Annotated in this window: 21 protein-coding genes; 13 read left to right on the top strand and 8 right to left on the bottom strand. The window is 35.8% G+C overall.

Going from position 1 to position 18,445, the window contains the following annotated elements; translation table 11 throughout:
- The first annotated feature begins 23 nt into the window (after positions 1-23).
- A complete protein-coding gene (locus G551_RS0106030) occupies positions 24-335 on the top strand; it encodes a GIY-YIG nuclease family protein (protein WP_027884705.1) in 312 nt (103 codons plus the stop codon).
- A 192-nt stretch (positions 336-527) separates the two neighbouring features.
- A complete protein-coding gene (locus G551_RS0106025; protein ID WP_027884704.1) occupies positions 528-1,991 on the top strand; it encodes a sigma 54-interacting transcriptional regulator in 1,464 nt (487 codons plus the stop codon).
- A 156-nt stretch (positions 1,992-2,147) separates the two neighbouring features.
- Here G551_RS0106025 and G551_RS0106020 read toward each other — a convergent pair whose 3' ends face one another.
- On the bottom strand, positions 2,148-2,792 hold the full coding sequence (locus G551_RS0106020) for a 2OG-Fe(II) oxygenase (RefSeq protein WP_027884703.1): 645 nt from the start codon (positions 2,790-2,792) through the stop codon (positions 2,148-2,150).
- Positions 2,793-3,005: 213 nt separating this feature from the next.
- On the opposite strand from G551_RS0106020, the gene G551_RS0106015 reads away from it, so the two are divergent.
- Both G551_RS0106015 and G551_RS0106010 read left to right on the top strand, forming a co-directional pair.
- Positions 3,006-3,455, top strand: coding sequence for a 6-pyruvoyl trahydropterin synthase family protein (locus tag G551_RS0106015; protein ID WP_027884702.1), 450 nt, complete (start codon positions 3,006-3,008; stop codon positions 3,453-3,455).
- A 143-nt stretch (positions 3,456-3,598) separates the two neighbouring features.
- Positions 3,599-4,357: a UDP-2,3-diacylglucosamine diphosphatase gene (locus tag G551_RS0106010; RefSeq protein WP_027884701.1), complete on the top strand. Its 759-nt coding sequence runs from the start codon at positions 3,599-3,601 to the stop codon at positions 4,355-4,357.
- 70 nt (positions 4,358-4,427) lie between these two features.
- Here the strand turns inward: G551_RS0106010 and G551_RS0106005 are convergent, their stop codons facing one another.
- From G551_RS0106005 to G551_RS0105985, 5 genes are all read right to left on the bottom strand, one after another.
- Positions 4,428-4,766, bottom strand: coding sequence for a DUF6686 family protein (locus tag G551_RS0106005; RefSeq protein WP_027884700.1), 339 nt, complete (start codon positions 4,764-4,766; stop codon positions 4,428-4,430).
- A 269-nt stretch (positions 4,767-5,035) separates the two neighbouring features.
- Positions 5,036-5,437: a hypothetical protein gene (locus G551_RS0106000; RefSeq protein ID WP_027884699.1), complete on the bottom strand. Its 402-nt coding sequence runs from the start codon at positions 5,435-5,437 to the stop codon at positions 5,036-5,038.
- Positions 5,438-5,585: 148 nt separating this feature from the next.
- On the bottom strand, positions 5,586-7,277 hold the full coding sequence (recJ, locus tag G551_RS0105995) for a single-stranded-DNA-specific exonuclease RecJ (protein WP_027884698.1): 1,692 nt from the start codon (positions 7,275-7,277) through the stop codon (positions 5,586-5,588).
- Between the two features lie 44 nt (positions 7,278-7,321).
- On the bottom strand, positions 7,322-7,894 hold the full coding sequence (locus G551_RS0105990) for a uracil-DNA glycosylase family protein (protein ID WP_027884697.1): 573 nt from the start codon (positions 7,892-7,894) through the stop codon (positions 7,322-7,324).
- Positions 7,895-7,906: 12 nt separating this feature from the next.
- On the bottom strand, positions 7,907-8,179 hold the full coding sequence (locus tag G551_RS0105985; RefSeq protein WP_027884696.1) for a hypothetical protein: 273 nt from the start codon (positions 8,177-8,179) through the stop codon (positions 7,907-7,909).
- Between the two features lie 112 nt (positions 8,180-8,291).
- Here G551_RS0105985 and G551_RS0105980 point away from each other — a divergent pair, with 112 nt between their 5' ends.
- The 3 genes from G551_RS0105980 (at position 8,292) to G551_RS0105970 (ending at position 10,513) form a co-directional block, all read left to right on the top strand.
- Complete coding sequence (locus tag G551_RS0105980; RefSeq protein WP_027884695.1) at positions 8,292-8,711, top strand: hypothetical protein; 420 nt, start codon at positions 8,292-8,294, stop codon at positions 8,709-8,711.
- Positions 8,708-9,982 (top strand): aryl-sulfate sulfotransferase, encoded by a 1,275-nt coding sequence (locus G551_RS15510; RefSeq protein WP_036243430.1) that lies wholly within the window; start codon positions 8,708-8,710, stop codon positions 9,980-9,982. Before G551_RS0105980 ends, G551_RS15510 begins: the two co-directional genes overlap by 4 nt.
- A gap of 135 nt (positions 9,983-10,117) precedes the next feature.
- Positions 10,118-10,513, top strand: a complete 396-nt coding sequence (locus G551_RS0105970) for an ankyrin repeat domain-containing protein (RefSeq protein ID WP_027884694.1) — start codon at positions 10,118-10,120, stop codon at positions 10,511-10,513.
- Positions 10,514-10,572: 59 nt separating this feature from the next.
- Here G551_RS0105970 and rsmI read toward each other — a convergent pair whose 3' ends face one another.
- Together rsmI and G551_RS0105960 are read right to left on the bottom strand one after the other, a co-directional pair.
- Positions 10,573-11,244: a 16S rRNA (cytidine(1402)-2'-O)-methyltransferase gene (gene rsmI / locus G551_RS0105965; protein ID WP_027884693.1), complete on the bottom strand. Its 672-nt coding sequence runs from the start codon at positions 11,242-11,244 to the stop codon at positions 10,573-10,575.
- The gene (locus G551_RS0105960) at positions 11,244-12,377 is read right to left on the bottom strand and encodes a hypothetical protein (RefSeq protein ID WP_027884692.1); all 1,134 of its coding nucleotides are present in this window, start codon (positions 12,375-12,377) and stop codon (positions 11,244-11,246) included. Before G551_RS0105960 ends, rsmI begins: the two co-directional genes overlap by 1 nt.
- Positions 12,378-12,479: 102 nt before the next feature.
- Here G551_RS0105960 and G551_RS0105955 point away from each other — a divergent pair, with 102 nt between their 5' ends.
- From G551_RS0105955 to G551_RS0105930, 6 genes are all read left to right on the top strand, one after another.
- Complete coding sequence (locus G551_RS0105955; RefSeq protein ID WP_027884691.1) at positions 12,480-13,115, top strand: thymidine kinase; 636 nt, start codon at positions 12,480-12,482, stop codon at positions 13,113-13,115.
- Between the two features lie 2 nt (positions 13,116-13,117).
- Complete coding sequence (gene alr / locus G551_RS0105950; RefSeq protein ID WP_027884690.1) at positions 13,118-14,224, top strand: alanine racemase; 1,107 nt, start codon at positions 13,118-13,120, stop codon at positions 14,222-14,224.
- Positions 14,225-14,262: 38 nt separating this feature from the next.
- Positions 14,263-16,131, top strand: coding sequence for a T9SS type B sorting domain-containing protein (locus tag G551_RS0105945; protein ID WP_156876760.1), 1,869 nt, complete (start codon positions 14,263-14,265; stop codon positions 16,129-16,131).
- Positions 16,132-16,193: 62 nt separating this feature from the next.
- Positions 16,194-16,622: a large conductance mechanosensitive channel protein MscL gene (gene mscL, locus G551_RS0105940; RefSeq protein WP_027884688.1), complete on the top strand. Its 429-nt coding sequence runs from the start codon at positions 16,194-16,196 to the stop codon at positions 16,620-16,622.
- 211 nt (positions 16,623-16,833) lie between these two features.
- Positions 16,834-17,820, top strand: coding sequence for an aspartate-semialdehyde dehydrogenase (locus tag G551_RS0105935; protein WP_027884687.1), 987 nt, complete (start codon positions 16,834-16,836; stop codon positions 17,818-17,820).
- 116 nt (positions 17,821-17,936) lie between these two features.
- Positions 17,937-18,242: a hypothetical protein gene (locus G551_RS0105930; protein WP_027884686.1), complete on the top strand. Its 306-nt coding sequence runs from the start codon at positions 17,937-17,939 to the stop codon at positions 18,240-18,242.
- The last annotated feature ends 203 nt before the right edge of the window (positions 18,243-18,445 follow it).

Here is an 18,445-nt window from a genome sequence, read left to right as displayed (position 1 = left end):
TTTTTTTAAAGTCACTTACATAGATGAAAAGCTATTATGTTTATATACTTAAATGTTCAGACGAATTGTATTACGTCGGTGTTACAAACAATATTTCAAGAAGATTAGAAGAACACAATGAAGGTCTAAACCCAACATGTTTTACTTTCAAAAGACGCCCATTACAATTAGTGTTTCAACAAGATTTTAATGATATAAAGCAAGCTATTTTATTTGAAAAGAAAATAAAAAAATGGAGTGCAAAGAAAAAAAGAGCATTAATTGATGGTGATTTTGACACCTTGAAAATTTTATCTGAATGCAACAATGAAAGTCATTCAAAATATAAAGAATAATAAATAGGTCTCGACTCCGCTCGACCTGACATAAAATCAAATGTTAACTTAAATGAAATCGAAAAAATTATAAACGTAAAATAATTAAGAAAAGTGTATAACATCCCCCTCGTTCCCCCTTCAAAAAAGGGAAGTAAAAAGTTCCCTCCCTTCGAAGGGAGGGCTGGGGAGGGATGTAAAATAAAAAAAGCTATGAACTTAACAGAAATAAAAACTTTTGGCGAACTTAAAAAGGCAGGTTACGAAAGTAAAAGCATCAAAGAAGAATTACGCCAAAATTTAATTGAAAAAATAAAAAATAACGAAACGGTTTTTGAAGGCGTTCACGGTTATGAAGACACCGTAATTCCGGAACTAGAACGTGCAATTCTTTCAAAACATAACATTAATTTACTCGGTTTACGCGGACAAGCAAAAACACGTCTTGCCCGGTTAATGGTGAAGCTTTTAGATGAATATATTCCCGTGGTGGAAGGTTCAGAAATTAATGATGATCCTTTTCATCCTATTTCAAGATATGCTCAAGAAACTTTAAAAGAAAAGGGAGATGAAACCCCTATTTCTTGGTTACATCGAGACGAGCGTTTTTCAGAAAAGCTGGCGACACCCGATGTGACCGTAGCCGATTTAATTGGTGATGTAGACCCGATAAAAGCGGCAAACTTAAAACTGAGTTATGCCGATGATCGCGTGATTCATTTTGGGATGATTCCGCGAGCAAACCGTTGTATTTTTGTGATTAATGAGTTGCCCGATTTACAAGCGAGAATTCAGGTAGCATTATTCAATATTTTGCAAGAAGGCGATATTCAAATTCGAGGTTTTAAATTAAGAATACCACTAGATCTTCAATTTATTTTTACGGCAAATCCTGAAGATTATACCAACCGTGGTAGCATTGTGACTCCGTTGAAAGATAGAATTGGTTCGCAAATTTTAACGCATTATCCAAAAACTGTAGAAATTGCAAAAACCATTACCGAGCAGGAAGCTAATTTAGAGAGCAACCAAAAAGAACACGTAAAAGTACCCGATCTAGCGCGAGAAATTTTAGAGCAAATTAGTTTTGAAGCACGAGAAAGCGAATATGTAGATGAAAAAAGCGGGATTAGCGCTCGAATGAGTATTACTGCTTTTCAGAATTTATTGAGTACCGCAGAGCGTCGCGCTTTAAAAAATGGAGATCAAGAAACTACGCTTCGATTGGGTGATTTTATGGGCGTAATTCCTGCTATTACGGGTAAGGTTGAATTAGTTTATGAAGGTGAACAAGAAGGTGCTGCGTTTGTGGCTCAACACCTCATAGAGAATTCAATTAAAACGATTTTCCCAGAATTATTTCCGAAGATAGAAAAGCTTGAAAAGCAAAATGAAGCCAATCCTTATGATGAAGTTACGCAGTGGTTTTTTGAATCGAGCGGAGTAGAATTACCCGATGATCTTAGCGAAAAAGAATATCAAGAAACGCTAAAAAACATAAAACCGCTTCAAGATCTGATCTCAAAATACCAACCGGAAGTTAGCGAAGAAGACCGCTATTTTTTAGCTGAATTTTTGCTCTGGGGATTAACGGCTTACAACAAACTTAGCAAACACCGATTCTCAAAAGGAATTCAGTTTCAAGATCTCTACGGAAATTACATCAATAATCTGTAAAAAGAACATCAACAAAAAGAGGTTGTCTAAAAAGTCTACATTTGTCAACCTGAACTTGATTCAGGTTCTCATACTGATTTGTCTTTCAGTAATATGAGATTCTGAAATAAATTCAGAATGACGCTTTTTTAATTTTTTTAGACAGCCTCTTTTTAATTATCTAGTTTTCAACCAACCGGTTATACTAAATCGTTTAGAATGCTTCACACGTTGTACTTCGTGTTCTAGTTCTTGACTTTCAAAAATCACCACACGCCCGGGAAACGGATAAAGGTCGACCGCCTTTTCTTCTCCGTTTTCATCCACATAAATCGTTAATTCGCCGCCGTTTTCTTCTAACCAAGTTTCATCATTTAAATAACAAACCACAGAAAGTTTTCTCCTGCCATCGTTCTGAAATGTATCTAAATGTCGTTTATAAAAAGTACCTTCCGGGTAAACTGCGTAATGAAATTCTTTATGCAAAATGCCCATAAAGCAAGTTTTATTCAAGTAATCAACTAGGTTATTTACACGGTTAAAAAATACGTTTTCCGCAGTTCCTGCTTCCGCTTCATTCAGCCATAAAATAAAATCGCCCCGAATTTCTTTTTCAACCAATTCGTTGGTTTTATTACCAATGGCAGATTTTTTAAATTGATCTTCTTCGTATTTTGCCAGCAGTCCGTTTCTTAAAACTTCAACTTCTTCCGCAGAATAAAAGTTATCGATAACGCTGTATTTACGTTGTAACAAATCCTCGATAATACTTTCATATAGAGGATTTTCAACAAATTCTACTTGATCAAAAAGTTCTTTCATAATTCATAAAAATGCGCGACAAATATAAATTGTAAATCCATTCGAAATACAAAAAATTTCATTCTCGCGTTAGAAACTTAATTGCTTAACTTTGTAGCCTATTTAAAAATAAATCGAAGTGGATATTTTACAGTTTTTTAGCGGTAACGGACTTTTTCTTTTACTGGCCGTCGTGTTAATCGTAGTCGTGTTAGTTAACAAATTTAGAAACCGATGAGCAACATTCGCATCACTAAGCAATTTAATTTTGAAACCGGTCACGCCCTTTACGGTTACGACGGAAAATGCAAAAACGTTCACGGCCACAGTTACAAGCTTAACGTAACGGTAATCGGGCAACCTATCGACGATGCCGATCACGTTAAATTTGGGATGGTGATCGATTTTGGCGACCTAAAAAAAATCGTAAAAGAAGAAATTGTCGATAAATTTGATCACGCCACCGTTTTTAATAAAAATACGCCGCACGTTGAGTTGGCAAAAGAACTTCAGAAACGTGACCATAACGTGATCTTGGTCGATTATCAACCAACTTCAGAAATGATGGTGATCGATTTTGCAGAAAAAATAAAAAGCCGTTTGCCGGAAAATATTCAACTGTTTTCATTAAGACTTCAAGAGACCGAAACCAGTTTTGCCGAATGGTTTGCTAGCGATAATTAGGGCGTTTCCCTATCGGGTCGGGCTTTCATTACTCGCTTTTTAATTTTCAAAAAAAATTAAAAGAGCTCAAACATGCCATTCAATCCCTAACGCAAAAACAACTTTTACAGAAATAAGTATATTTAGCAATCACAAAATAACCTATGCAACTCCCTACAGGAAAAAAAGTTTACTTCTCGAGCGATAACCACTTAGGTGCGCCCAACCAACAATTTAGCAAGCCACGAGAAGCTAAATTTGTAGCTTGGTTAGACGAGGTAAAACACGATGCTGCAGCGATCTTTTTATTGGGAGATCTATTCGATTTTTGGTTTGAGTACAAACACGTAGTTCCTAAAGGTTTTGTACGTGTTTTAGGAAAACTTGCTGAAATTAAAGACAGCGGCATTCCTATTTATTTCTTTGTGGGTAATCACGATTTATGGATGGATGATTATTTTGAGCAAGAACTAGGCATTCCTGTGTATCATCGCCCAAAAGAATTCAGCTTTAACCATAAAACTTTTTTGGTAGGTCACGGTGACGGTTTAGGTCCAGGCGATAAGGGTTATAAACGCATGAAAAAAGTGTTTACCAATCCGTTTTCTAAATGGTTATACCGATGGTTGCATCCCGATCTTGGCGTGCCGTTAGCGCAACATCTTTCGGTAAAAAACAAACTCATTTCCGGTGATGAGGATGCCAAGTTTTTAGGCGAAGAAAATGAATGGTTAGCGCAATACGCCAAACGAAAACTAGAAAGTAAACATTACGATTACTTTATTTTTGGACATCGCCATTTACCGATGGAAATTAAAGTCGGTAAAAATTCAACCTATTTTAATCTCGGCGATTGGATTAATTTTTACACCTACGGAGTTTTCGACGGAGAAAAATTTGAATTAAAAGAGTATAAAAAATAATTTTTTCACTCTAGACATGATTCAGAACCTCATACTACACTAAAAATCTTATTTAAAAGATAAATTTTTATTAATTAAAGCTGTGGGCTACATAAGCTTTTGTTTCTAACTTAAAAATCGTAGCGCCCAGTAATTCATTAATTTGATCGAGTTCATCTAAGCTCACGGCTAGATCTATTTTTTGCGAAGGCGTTTTTAATAATAAACTTCTACAAGATCGAGAATATTCACAGTTTTGGCAGCATTGCTCTGCTTCTACTTGAAGTACATTTTTCTGAAAGATTTTAATCTCTTCTAAACTCAGTAAAAACCCGGTGTCTTTAAAAACCACCTGAACTTTTTCTCGCTTGCTTTTCCATTGAAATGAAATTCCGAATTCGTTTTTATAAATGATCTCAATATCTTTCATAAGCCTAAATATCTTATCAAAGATAATTAATTATTTAGAATTGTTCTAAACAAATGTTTTCTTTATTTGATTTTATTGTTTAGTATACGGCGAGTAGAGCATTTAAAAGAAATAACCTTTTAAGTTTGCACTGAGCCAAAGCGTTGTATTTTGTTTTAACTCATTCATTCTTAAAAGCCACATCAACGATTTGGTGATGTTTGTAAATAGCACTGAATTTTCATAAACCACTGAACGTCCTACTTGCTATATAAAGTGTTAGCATCATTTTATTCTATTTTTTTCATCGTTCCTTTAAATTCTCTCTCTAAACCATTCTTCATTATTTTAGATGTATAATTATAAGACGTTTTGTCAATTGGAACCATAGTAATCGTAAATGTGTCACCAATTTTTACTAATCCTTCTTTTTTCAAATTAGATTTAGTGTATATCAATTCATATTCACAGTTTGAAATCCAGTTTAAATCGTAAATCAGAGTGTCTCCTTTTTCCGAATCAATATAGATTTGTTTGTTAGTTGTCCTTATTGCAATATGAGTCTGGTCAAATTGATTTTCTTCCTTGTTCAAATAAATATATCTCCCTTCTTTAAATTCAGAACAATTGATATTTGAATTAACTAATCCCAAAATAGATGCGATGTATATAAAAAGTAATACTGATTTCATATTTTCTAATTGATGCTAACTTAGTGATAAAAATTGCAAAAGGGATAGCAACGAAAATCCTTTTTTATTTTTTGCTTTTTAAAAATAAAAAGATTGCAGTGAATAGCCCGACCTGAGCTTGTTAAAGCGAAAGGATTGCCCAAATTATTTACCGAATATCTCTCAATTTTAATTGTAGCGATACATTCCCGTTCCATTCGTTTTCATCGATAGAATAGACGGCATCAAATGGTTTTTTATGCTGAATTAACGGCAATTTATCTCCCAAATTAAAACCAATAGCGCCAATAAAATTCTTATCTGGTAATTGCTGAACGCTGCATTTTAAATGATTTTGTGTTTGGCCCACCGCTTTGCCGTAACCGGTATCGGTTAAATGTTGAGTTAAGAAAACGGGCGTCATATTTCCCGGACCAAAGGGCGCAAATTGCTTGAGAATACGATAAAATTTAGGTGTGATCTCCTTTAAATTTAATTCTAGATCGGCGTTAATTTCCGGAGTTAGTAATTTTTGGTCGATACTTTGGCTTACGACTTCTTCAAACTTATTTTTGAAGGCTTCGTAACAACTTTCATCTAGGGTTAAACCGGCCGCGTATTTATGTCCGCCAAATTGCTCGATATGTTCTGTGCAAGCTTCCAGCGCATTGTAGACATCAAAACCTTTCACCGATCGTGCTGATGCTGCCAATTTATTTCCGCTTTTGGTAAAAACGAGGGTTGGTCGATAATAGGTTTCGGTAAGGCGAGAAGCAACGATCCCAATCACGCCTTTATGCCAATGTTCGCCATAAACCACGGTAGTGAAGCGTTCTTGCTCTTTTAATTCTTCTATTAATTGTAAGGCTTCTTCGGTTATTGTGCGATCGGCATCTTTACGCTCGGCGTTATAAGCTTCAATTTCTGCTGCATATTTTTCAGCTAATTTTTCATCTTCTTCGACCAATAATTGTACGGCGTGTAAACCGTGCTTCATTCTTCCGGCGGCGTTAATTCTCGGAGCGATGATAAACACCACATCGGTGATCGTTAAGGTTTCTTTTTTTACCTGATTGAGAATCGCTTTAAAACCACTTCGCGGTAAAGTATTGATCACGTGTAAACCGTGATAGGCCAACACTCTATTTTCACCGGTGATCGGGACAATATCTGCACCAATTGCGGTTGCCACCAAATCGAAAAACGGCATTAAAGTTTCTACAGGATTTCCTAATTTTTCTTCTAATGCCTGAATTAATTTAAACCCAACACCACAACCGCAAAGTTCTTTATAAGGGTATTCGCAATCTTCTCTTTTCGGGTCTAAAACGGCTACGGCATTAGGAATTTTTTTGCCCGGCCGGTGGTGATCGCAAATCACAAAATCGACTCCTTTTTCTTTGGCATAAGCTACTTTTTCAATGGCTTTGATTCCGCAGTCTAAAGCTATAATTAGGGTGATGTCGTTATCGGCGGCATAATCGATCCCTTGGTAAGAAACGCCGTAACCTTCGGCATAACGATCGGGAATGTAGGTAGCAATTTGCGGAGTTCTGGTTTTTAAGTACGAACTCATCAAGGCAACACTCGTCGTACCGTCGACATCGTAATCGCCATAAACCAAAATGTTTTCTTCCTCGGCTAAAGCTTGCTCGATTCTTGCCACCGCCTTATCCATATCTTTCATAAGAAACGGATCGTGCAAGTCTTTTAAACTTGGACGGAAAAATTTTTTGGCTTCTTCAAACGTTTCAATCCCACGCTGAACCAACAACGTCGCAATGGCTTTTTCTACGCCTAAAGCTTGTTGCAGGTTTTGTACTTTTTCAGGATTTGGTATGGGTTTAACGGTCCAGCGCATACGTTTTATTTTTGTGCAAATATAATTGGGTTTGACTAGCTAAATCAAACTTCATCTAAAATCTCTTTTACCTTTTTCTGTAATTGCGGAACAACTTCTTCTTCAAACCATAAATTCTTCATTCGCCAAAATCGATTCACCGGAGAAGGATGTGGCAATGGGAAATATTTTGGTAGAGCGTCTTGGTAGTTTTTTACCAAATCGGTTAGCTTTTCATTTTTAGAAAGGTAATATTTATTGGCATAAGCTCCAATCAAAATAATTAACTGAACATTTTTAAAATGTTCTAAAACCGTTTGATGCCACATAGGAGCACATTCTTTTCTGGGTGGCAAATCTCCCGTTTTGGCTTTACCGGGATAACAAAAACCCATGGGTAAAACAGCAAAATGATCTTCATTATAAAAGGTTGTCGTATCAACGCCTAACCATTCTCGTAATTTTTTACCGCTTTGGTCTTGCCATGCGATTCCCGACTCGTGTACAACTCGACCAGGTGCCTGACTGATTAAAATTATTTTTGAATTTTCGTTTCCGCTTACAATTGGGTTTGCTCCCAAAGGTAAATGAGGTTCACAAAACGTACATTGTCTAACTTCTTGCAATAAATCTTTCAATAAAAAGCTCTTTTAAAAGAATAAAAAATACGCAATTATTGAAAATATCACGACTAATGAAGTTATGAATATCAACATGAATTTACGTTGATGTTGTTTATTTTCAGCGATAAGCCGATCTCGCACGGCTTTGCGTTTTTCTTCAGAAATTTTAACGACAGGAATTCCCGTACTTTCCCCTGAAGATTTATCGTTCCCTTTTTTAAAATAATTAGTTCGATCACCACGTCTTGAGTTATTTTTCAAGCTGGTGATTGCAGCCAATGCCGCTCCTCCAAATCCCATTTTCGTAAGTATTAGTTGAAACTATTAATTTACGTAATTTCTGGGAATTTTCCTATTAAAACAATTCTCTAGTGATTGGTTTTCTTTAATTTCGTGATGAAATTAGAATAGAATGAAACAAGAACTTACGATAAAATATAGAAACACTTTACAAAACCTAATTATTCTACTCGTGGGTATTGTGTTATTGGTCATTGGTTTTATCGCTTATTATTGGACAGAAATATTCTCTTATTTTTACCTCATCGTTCTTGCCAATGTTTTAGTACTTTACGTTCTAATAACCAGTCAGGTAAAGAAAAACCAAGTGATCTACGATGCGGTTTTTATTAAATATAAATTGAATAACGAACCTACTAAGCGTTTAAAAGTAGATGAAGTAGCAGGCGTTAAACAACAAGAACAGGCTTTGATTGTCCAACTTAATCAAAATCAAGAAGCTACCATTGAACTCGACAACTATAGCGAGAATGCTATTGAAGAGTTTAGGGATTTAATAAATAACATAATTCAAATTAATAAAAATAAATGAGAAGACTGCATTACTACTTATTAAGTATTATCTCAATATCAATTATTAGCTGCTCAGGTGATGATTCTAATGAAAAACAAGAAGAGCTAGTTTTAGATGATAATGTTTTAACTTATAATGAAGAATTAATTAGTGATGATTTAATTCTAAATACTCCGTTAAGCGAAAACTATGCATCTATAATCAACAAAAAAGGAGAAAAAGTTAAAGAATGGGAATTTGAAAACTCTTTAGGAATGGAGTTAAAGATTCTTCCAAATTCAAATTTACTAGGAGCTTTTCAAGTTGAGGATCAAGCTTTTAATTTTGGTGGCGGCGGCGGAATGTTTAAAATGTTAAATTTTGATGGCGATGAGTTATGGAACTATACTTATGCTGATAATAATCACTTATCACATCATGATGTAGAATATTTAGATAATGGAAATATTCTTTTTGCGGCTTGGAATAGAATTACTAAAGAAGACGCTATAGCTTTAGGCGTAAATACCGATCAAGATATATTTCCCGAAACGATTATTGAAGTTAATCCCGAAACAAACGAAATTGTTTGGAAGTGGAATAGTTTTGACCATATAATTCAAAATTTAGATAGCTCAAAAACCGAAACTTTCGGAGTTATCGCTGATAATCCTCAAAAAATTGACTTTAATTATAATTTACAAACTTCAGATCCTAAGGTTACCAATGGTAACATCATGCACTGTAACGGACTGTTTTATGATGAAAAAAGAGATGTCATATTTTTAAGTATTTTGCAATATGATGAAGTTTGGGTTATCGATCATAGCACAACTCAAACCGAAGCAGCAACTTCTTCAGGAGGTAACTATAATAAAGGAGGTGATTTAATTTACAGATTCGGGAATCCATCAGCCTCAAATCAATCTGGAGAAAAATATTTTTACAGAACACACTCACCAAATATTATCCCAGATAATTATCCGGGTGAAGGAAATTTTTTAATTTATATGAATGGTAATAATGAACATCCTTTTTCTATAATATATGAATTTAAACTACCAGAAATATTATCTTTTGATGAACAACCTGAAATAGTTTGGAGCTACTCCAATCCAGATCTATACTACGATAGAATTTCGAGTGCATATAGGCTTTCTAATGGCAACACACTTATTTGTGAGGGGGATTTCGGCATTTGGGAAGTCACTCCTGGTGGAGAAATCGGTTGGAAATATCAAAATGACGGGAGTACTTGGCGCGCACACGGCTTTGAAGTAAACAGCCAAGAACTTATAAACTTAGATTAAATAGAAATTTTAATAATATTCTCTTGATGATTTTTTAAAATTTTAAATGATTTTGTGTAACATTTTCAAATTAAATTAGTCTTATATAATAGAGCAACTTGCTCAAAACTAATTCATTAATCAAAATCATTCATCATGAAAAAAACAATCATTACCGTAGCATTAGCATTAATCAGCTTTGTTACATTCGCGCACAACAGTTATGAAGTAAACCCAGAAAATGTTTCTACAGAAGTTAATTGGGAGAAAAATGCAGACCTTAGTTCTTTTTGCAAAGCCATTATGAAAGGCAACCTAGAAATGGTAAAGCAACTTATCGAAATTGGTGAAGATGTAAACGCAAAGTCTTTAGGAAAAACACCGGCAATGTATGCTGCACGTTACAATAAGGTTGAGGTTTTAAAACTTCTGGTTGCTAAAGGAGCCGATTTATCGATCAAATCTGACGGCGATAGATATACCGCCAAAAAGTTTGCTGAACTTTCGAACGCTAAAGAAGCTTTAGCTTACTTAAACTCTTTAGAGCAATAATTTTCTGAATTTATACCGAATTAAAAACGGCTTATTCTAATTGAATAAGCCGTTTTTTTTTAGTTTTTGCCTTCAACAATCACAACAATTTCACCTTTCGGAGCTTTTTGTTCAAAATGCTGCAGCACTTCTGTTACAGAACCACGAATGGTTTCTTCGTGAAGTTTGCTAATTTCTCTGGAAACGGAAACTTTACGCGCTTCACCAAAAAATTTAGCAAAATGCGCAAGTGTTTTTAAAAGCTTATGGGGCGATTCGTAAAAAATCATCGTTCGTGTTTCTTCAGCTAAAATCTTTAATCGCGTTTGTCTTCCTTTTTTTACAGGCAGAAAACCTTCAAAAATAAATTTATCGTTAGGCAAACCACTATTGACTAATGCCGGTACAAAAGCAGTCGCGCCCGGCAAGCAATCGACTTCAATGTTATTTTCCACACAAGCTCTGGTCAATAAAAAACCGGGATCAGAAATGGCCGGTGTTCCTGCATCGCTAATTAACGCGGCATTTTCACCATTTTGTAGTCGCTTCAAAATTAAATCGACCGTTTTATGTTCATTATGCATATGGTGACTATGCATGGGCGTATTGATCTCAAAATGCTTTAATAATTTACCGCTGGTTCTTGTGTCTTCCGCTAAAATAAAGTCTACTTCATTTAAAACTTTTACCGCTCTAAACGTCATATCTTCTAAATTACCAATGGGTGTTGGCACCAAAAATAGCTTCGCCATTAGTCATATTTATTTTCGATGGCTTGTAAAAAGCGCGCTTCGTAAACTTCTTTGTTTTCCCAGTTGTTATAATCTGGTTTTATTTGCTGCTGAATAAATTGATGCGCTTCAGCAAAAGTTTCAATGGTATTTAATTGCGAAAGTACACGGTTATAATCGGCAGCATTTCCATCAAAAAGGTGTTTAATGTATGCTAAGCGATCGTTTAGCCCAATATTAATTCCCTTTTTTAAACGATCGTTTAACGATCTACGCTCTCCGCCTAAATCATTTTTTGTGGAATTCTCTTTAGGTTCAAACTCCGGAGTTTTATAATTCTGAAATAAATCGTGAGCAGCTGGTTCTTCTTTTTCCTGCGGAAGTTCTTCCGATTTTACTTCCGGTTCTTTTGAAGTTTCTTCTTTCGTTGGTTCTTGAGTCGTGTTATTCAGTTTTTCTTCAATTTCTCGACGCGCCTTTTCTCGCTCAGCATCTGGTATTGGTGCTGGCTTTTCTTCTTGTTTCGGAGTTTCTTCTGTTGCAGGCGAATTGTTTTCTTTAGGTTTTACCGGTTCAAATTGGGGTAGATCGTCAAAATGAACTCCAAAGTTCTGTTCAGAATTAGAACTTTCTGGCGGAGTTTCTGTAGGTTGCATATTCATATTTTCAATCACCTCGTCGATCTGTTCTCCTTCCGGAAACATTTGCGCCACCATATCTTTTATAATTTCGGTATGCGGTTCGGTAATCGCCTCTTTGTTGTATTGCAACCCGTCTGGGCGCGCTTTTTCTTTGAGCGCTTGTATTTTTTCCATCGGCATTTCAGCTAAAATACTCTTCAGAATATCGGTATTTAGCTCAATAATACCTTCGGTGTTATGTTCTAATCCGCTTGGCGTTTTAGAATCTTCAGCAGTCGTACTTTCAACAACTTCTTCTTTTTCTTCTTTACTTTCTGCTATTTTATCTTTTACATCTTGCAATCCTATGGTTGGTCGCACCCCGTCAAAATGCTTTTCAGCAAAAGATAACACCGTTAATTTTTCATACAATACCGCAGTAATGGCTTTAAGCTCGTGAATATCTTCTTTATTTTTTAGCTGTAATATTCTGTGCGCTATGCTTATTAGTTCGGCTTCTAGGGACTTCTTCATAACTTTATCATTAACTTTTTTGGTACGGGTGTATTTTTACTAAATTTACCTTGCTTAAAACGTAAACAGGATATTTCTGTTTTTAATGCTGAAAATTACAAAATGTTTCTCGAAAATACCGTAAATCACGAAGAGCAATTTGGATGGATCGAAGTAATTTGTGGAAGTATGTTCTCCGGCAAAACCGAAGAGCTCATCCGCCGGTTAAAACGTGCCCAATTTGCAAAACAGAAAGTAGAAATTTTTAAACCCGCATTAGATAAACGCTATGATGAAGAAATGGTGGTTTCTCACGATGCAAACGAGATTAGATCTACACCTGTTCCTGCGGCGGCTAATATTAGATTACTAGCAGACGATTGTGATGTGGTTGGTATTGACGAGGCGCAATTTTTTGATGAAGAAATTGTGAGCGTTTGTAACGATTTGGCCAATAAAGGCATTCGGGTAATTGTTGCCGGCCTCGATATGGATTTTAAAGGAAACCCATTTGGACCGATGCCTAATTTAATGGCAACCGCAGAATATGTTACCAAAGTGCACGCAGTTTGTACTCGAACAGGAAATTTAGCACAATACAGTTTTAGAAAATCGGCTAACCGAGATTTAGTTTTACTGGGAGAAACGGAAGAATACGAACCGTTGAGCAGAGGCGCCTATTACAAGGCAATGTTGAATGAAAAAGTAAGAAAAATAGATGTTGATGGTATGGAAGAAATTACCAACAACAAAAAATAGCTATGTCACAAACATCAGAAACCGTTCTTGAGATCGATTTATCGGCCTTAGAACACAACTATAATTATTTACGATCTAAACTTTCACCTAACACTAAAATGTTGGGAGTTGTTAAAGCTTTTGCCTACGGAAGCGATTCTGTGGCTATTGCTAAACGATTATCCAAAATTGGGATCGATTATTTCGCGGTCGCTTACACACGAGAAGGGATTGCCCTTAGAAAAGGCGGAATTCAAAAACCTATTTTGGTGCTCCACCCGCAATCGACTAATTTTGAAGAGGTGATCGAAAATGATTTACTGCCTAATATTTACAGTAAATTTACGCTAGAGGCTTTTATTGAAACTGCGGAAAAACTTCAGCTAAAAAAATACCCGATTCATTTAAAAATTAATACCGGATTAAACCGACTAGGTTTTGATCTCGATGAAATGAATTGGATCGCAGAAACGCTTGCTTCCACAGAAAGTGTAAAAGTAGAAGGCATTTTTTCTCACTTAGCAGCTAGTGAAGATGAAGCTGAACGAGATTTTACCAAGTACCAAATCGAAAATTACCAAAAAGCCCTCGATACGCTTTTGCCTCAGCTAGACTTCCCTCCTATTCGACATTTATGCAATACATCAGGAATTATTAATTATCCTGAAGCACATTACGATATGGTTCGCACAGGAATTGGTTTATACGGTTTTGGAAATTGTGCTGAAGAAGATAAAAAACTAAAACCGGTAGGAACGTTAAAAACCATTATTTCTCAAATTCATCATATTAAAAAAGGAGAAAGCGTGGGATACAATCGTGGCTTTAAAGCAGCTTCTGCAACTAAAACAGCTACTTTGCCTTTAGGTCACGCCGATGGCATCAACCGTATTTACGGAAAAGAAAAAACCGGTGTTCTCGTAAATGGTTATCACGCGCCGATTATCGGAAATGTTTGTATGGATATGTTGATGATCGATATTAGCGGCATCGATTGTAAAGAAGGAGATGAAGTTATTCTCTTCGGAAAAGAAAAAAGCGCAGAAGAATTTGCTCATAATGCCGGTACTATTTCTTATGAATTAATTACTTCAATTTCACAACGCGTTAAGCGAAAATTAATCAACTAATAATCGAGACAAAAAATATAAATACTGTCAAACTCGTTGTGAGTGTTTGCTTTTTTATCTTTTTCACTAAAACGATTAAGGCGCAATTGGGGTTTTGTAGCGGTAGTAAAGGGGATCCTATTTTTCAGGAAGATTTTGGTAGCGGCAACGGAACCGGAAATCCGCTGGCAGCCGGTGTTACCAATTACACCTACGTGGTTGGCGACCCGCAAGACGGGCAATACACGATTTCTGATCAGATCTCACAGCAAATTAATACTTGGCACAATGCTTTGCCAAACACTACAGAATCTAACGGACGTGCTTTGGTGGTAAATGCAGATTATACCGCAGGTTTGTTTTACCAAACACCCATTTCTGGTTTATGTGAAAATGCTTCGTATGAATTTTCTGCGTATTTAATGAATATTTTCGATTCGTCCAGCGGTGCTTGTCCGGGAACGGGAATCCCGATAAATGTTCGTTTTGAGATTTGGAATGCCACCGACACGCAACTTCTTAAGCAAGGAAGCACCGGCGACATTGCGGGAAGTTCTAATGCTTTTTGGGAACAATATGCCATGACTTTTCAGTCGCAACCCGGACAAAATTCTATTATTCTTAAAATGTTTAATAATTCTGATGGTGGCTGCGGAAACGATCTTGCCATCGATGATATTATTTTTAGATCGTGTGGAGATTTAACGACCATTTCTCCTATAAATTCTTCAGAAAATGAAATTAGCATTTGTGAAGAAAGCTTACCACAAACCATAAATTTAGAAGCGAACCCCGATTTTTCGATTTATTCAGATCATTATTATCAATGGCAACGAAGCAACGATGGAGAAACGTGGAACGATATTCCCGGAGCAAATCAAGCACAATTTTCAACAAGTAGTATTTCCACAGACACCTATTTTAGAGTTCAGGTAGCAGAAGATCCGGTAAACTTAGACGATAATTTGTGCAGTACCTTTTCTGAAGCTTTTTATGTGGAAGTGATCCCTGCTCCACCAACACCAACCAGTAACGGAGATGTATTTAGTTGTGAAGATGGTACTCCGCCACAACTTTCGGTAAGTGTTCCTTCACCTTACGAAGTAAATTGGTATGATGCTTCTACCTCAACCACATCAATTGCCAGTGATACCGAAACTTTTACTCCGTCTGAAAATGGTGCTTATTTTGCTGAAGCTTATTTACCAGATTCTCCTTGTGCGGCGGGACCAAGAATTCAACTGAATTATAATTTATATGATAGTCCGCAACTTTCTTCAGATGAAATCATAGAGATCTGCCAGGGAGAAACAGTTACGCTTTCAGCCAATATTAGCGGCGTGATTTACGATTGGTCGACCGGTGAAGAAACTTCAACAATTAGTGTTAATGAAGAAGGCAACTATACGTTAACCGTAACCAATAGCGACGGTTGTACTGCAACTAAGATATTCACGGTACAATTTACAGAAGAACCCGAAATTAGTGAAGTTCTGGTTGAAAACGGATTTATTCAAATTATAACCACACAAGTCGGCGATTTTCTTTATTCGTTAGACGGAATTAATTTTCAATATTCAAACGAGTTTCAAGTAAATGAAGGTGGCGTTTATAAGGCTTATGTGAAAGATACTGAAGCTTGTAGAGTAGCGACAAGAGAATTTCCTGTCTTGCTTTACCCTAAATTTATCACGCCAAATGAAGATGGAAAAAATGATGTTTTTCAGCTAAAAGGCATCGAGTATTTTAACGCTTCAGAATTGCTGATTTTTGATCGTTTTGGTAAATTACTATTTCAACAAACTGGAAAACGTTTCTTTTGGGATGGTTCTTATAATGGTAAAGGTTTACCTTCAAATGAATATTGGTTTATCGTAAACATCGAAGGAATGTCAACCGTTAAAGGCCATTTTTCTCTTATTAAATAAAATTTAATCCTCAATAAAAACTTTTATTATCTTTAGAGCATACTAACTAATCTCACTGATATATGAGTTTCTTTTCAGATTTTAAAAAATTTTTAATGAAGGGTGATATTGTTGCCCTCGCTACTGCAGTGGTTATTGGTGCTGCTTTTAAAACTATTGTCGATTCTGTAGTAAAAGATGTTATTACTCCCATAATTGGTTTATTGACCGGCGGAGTAGATTTTACCAAGAAGTTTATTTCTCTAGATGGTGAAACTTATGCTAGTTTAGAAGCTGCTAGAGAAGCAAAAGCCGCAGTGATTACTTACGGTAATTTAATACAGGCAATGATCAATTTTGTGATCGTTGGTTTATTTATTTTCTTATTCTTAAGAGCCTATGAAAAAACCAAGAAAAAAGAAGATCCAAAACCGGTTGCAGCTCCAAAAGGACCAACGCAAGAAGAATTATTGGCAGAAATTAGAGATGAGCTAAAAAAACAAAACAAATAAAGATTCGTAGTAACCGCTACACTATTCATTTTTTTAAACTTAAACCCTGCTCTAAAGGCAGGGTCTTTTTTTGCTTATCACTAGCATTTTTTAGCGAGTAAATGCTTTATTTTCTGTAAGTAATCGATATTCAAATTCAAAAATCTCTACTATCTTTGCAGCCGGTCAAAAAGGCCGTTCATATTAATTTAATTTTAGATCTCAGTACAAAATGAAAGTAGCTGTTGTTGGTGCCACCGGTATGGTTGGCCAAGTGATGCTAAACGTTTTAGCAGAAAGAAATTTTCCTGTAACCGAATTAATTCCTGTTGCCTCAGAAAGATCTGTTGGTAAAGAAATTGAATTTAACGGAAAAAAGTTCGAAGTAGTTAACTTAGAAACAGCAGTAAAACGAAAACCTGAGATCGCTTTGTTTTCTGCCGGAGGAGACACTTCTTTAGAATGGGCTCCTAAATTTGCAGAAGCAGGGACTACCGTGATCGATAACTCTTCTGCTTGGCGAATGGATCCTACCAAAAAATTGGTAGTTCCAGAAATTAATGCCGATAGTTTAACCGAAGAAGATAAAATTATTGCAAACCCAAACTGCTCGACCATTCAATTAGTGTTAGCCCTAAAGCCACTTCACGATAAATTTGGTATAAAAAGAGTAATTGTTTCTACCTACCAATCGATCACCGGTACGGGTGTAAAAGCGGTACAACAATTAGAAAATGAATACAAGGGTGAAAAAGGTGAAATGGCTTACCCTTACCCAATTCATAAAAATGCAATCCCACATTGCGATGCGTTTTTAGAGAACGATTACACCAAAGAAGAAATGAAACTAACGCACGAAACCAAGAAGATCTTAAACGATGATGCCGTGTTGGTTTCTGCCACTGCGGTCAGAATTCCGGTAGTTGGCGGTCATAGTGAATCGGTAAACATCGAGTTTGAAAAAGATTTTGAAGTTGATGAAGTAAAAGCGGTTTTAAAAGATTTTCCGGGTATTACTTTACAAGACAATCCAGATGTAAACACCTACCCGATGCCAATTTATGCTGAAGGAAAAAACGATGTTTTTATAGGAAGAATTCGTAAAGATCACTCGCATCCACGTGCTTTAAATATGTGGATCGTTGCCGATAACTTAAGAAAAGGTGCTGCAACAAATGCTGTACAAATTGCAGAATATTTGGTAAAGCAAGAAGCTTAAAGCTAAGCTTTTCAAACCAAGAAACTCTTGGTTTTACATAGAAATTAGAAGTTACCTCAACCAAGTTTTAAGAATTTTAACACTAGGTTGAGGTTTTCTTTTATAGCTTTGCGCTTATGATGTTAGCTAATCGTGTAAAAAATAACCTCTCTTGGGTATTTCTTACTGCCTTTATACTTATTAAAGTTGCAGGCTTACACGGTATAGTTCATTCAGATGATGTTGACGATACGCAAGATTGTATTTGGTGTCATTTAGCAGGAACTGATGAAAAAACTCCGCTAATACCCTCGTCATATATTTTTGAAATTGAAGAACCCTTTCTTCAAGAGCATCATTTTATAATTAGTAATTATTCTTCTGTAGCGACAGAAAAAACTCCTTTCTGTCTTATTTACAACAAACCTCCGCCGGCTGTTTAAGCTTTCCTATTTTTTTAACTGAATTGAACAAACTCAATTGAGTTATTATTTATTTGATGATTCTGTTGAAATAAATTCTTTTTGATTATCCGTTATTTGTAATAATTAATTTCTGCGTCATTCTGAATTTATTTCAGAATCTCATATAATGCTAAAAATCAAAGCTTATCAGATGAGACCCTGAATCAAGTTCAGGGTGACGG

The organism is Mesonia mobilis DSM 19841, from assembly GCF_000423405.1.
In the GTDB taxonomy this organism is placed as follows: Bacteria; Bacteroidota; Bacteroidia; order Flavobacteriales; family Flavobacteriaceae; genus Mesonia; species Mesonia mobilis.
The sequence above is the reverse complement of the archived record's forward strand: the minus strand, read 5'-3'. Positions and strand labels throughout refer to the sequence as shown.

Coding starts and splice junctions, on each gene's coding strand:
- G551_RS0106000 (WP_027884699.1), bottom strand. CDS start 5,437: ATGAAATCAGTATTACTTTTTATATACATCGCATCTATTTTGGGATTA.
- G551_RS0105980 (WP_027884695.1), top strand. CDS start 8,292: ATGAAACAAGAACTTACGATAAAATATAGAAACACTTTACAAAACCTA.
- rsmI (WP_027884693.1), bottom strand. CDS start 11,244: ATGGCGAAGCTATTTTTGGTGCCAACACCCATTGGTAATTTAGAAGAT.
- G551_RS0105970 (WP_027884694.1), top strand. CDS start 10,118: ATGAAAAAAACAATCATTACCGTAGCATTAGCATTAATCAGCTTTGTT.
- alr (WP_027884690.1), top strand. CDS start 13,118: ATGTCACAAACATCAGAAACCGTTCTTGAGATCGATTTATCGGCCTTA.
- G551_RS0105960 (WP_027884692.1), bottom strand. CDS start 12,377: ATGAAGAAGTCCCTAGAAGCCGAACTAATAAGCATAGCGCACAGAATA.
- G551_RS0106030 (WP_027884705.1), top strand. CDS start 24: ATGAAAAGCTATTATGTTTATATACTTAAATGTTCAGACGAATTGTAT.
- G551_RS0106025 (WP_027884704.1), top strand. CDS start 528: ATGAACTTAACAGAAATAAAAACTTTTGGCGAACTTAAAAAGGCAGGT.
- G551_RS0106010 (WP_027884701.1), top strand. CDS start 3,599: ATGCAACTCCCTACAGGAAAAAAAGTTTACTTCTCGAGCGATAACCAC.
- G551_RS0105935 (WP_027884687.1), top strand. CDS start 16,834: ATGAAAGTAGCTGTTGTTGGTGCCACCGGTATGGTTGGCCAAGTGATG.
- G551_RS0105930 (WP_027884686.1), top strand. CDS start 17,937: ATGATGTTAGCTAATCGTGTAAAAAATAACCTCTCTTGGGTATTTCTT.
- G551_RS0106020 (WP_027884703.1), bottom strand. CDS start 2,792: ATGAAAGAACTTTTTGATCAAGTAGAATTTGTTGAAAATCCTCTATAT.
- G551_RS0106015 (WP_027884702.1), top strand. CDS start 3,006: ATGAGCAACATTCGCATCACTAAGCAATTTAATTTTGAAACCGGTCAC.
- G551_RS0106005 (WP_027884700.1), bottom strand. CDS start 4,766: ATGAAAGATATTGAGATCATTTATAAAAACGAATTCGGAATTTCATTT.
- G551_RS15510 (WP_036243430.1), top strand. CDS start 8,708: ATGAGAAGACTGCATTACTACTTATTAAGTATTATCTCAATATCAATT.
- mscL (WP_027884688.1), top strand. CDS start 16,194: ATGAGTTTCTTTTCAGATTTTAAAAAATTTTTAATGAAGGGTGATATT.
- recJ (WP_027884698.1), bottom strand. CDS start 7,277: ATGCGCTGGACCGTTAAACCCATACCAAATCCTGAAAAAGTACAAAAC.
- G551_RS0105955 (WP_027884691.1), top strand. CDS start 12,480: ATGTTTCTCGAAAATACCGTAAATCACGAAGAGCAATTTGGATGGATC.
- G551_RS0105985 (WP_027884696.1), bottom strand. CDS start 8,179: ATGGGATTTGGAGGAGCGGCATTGGCTGCAATCACCAGCTTGAAAAAT.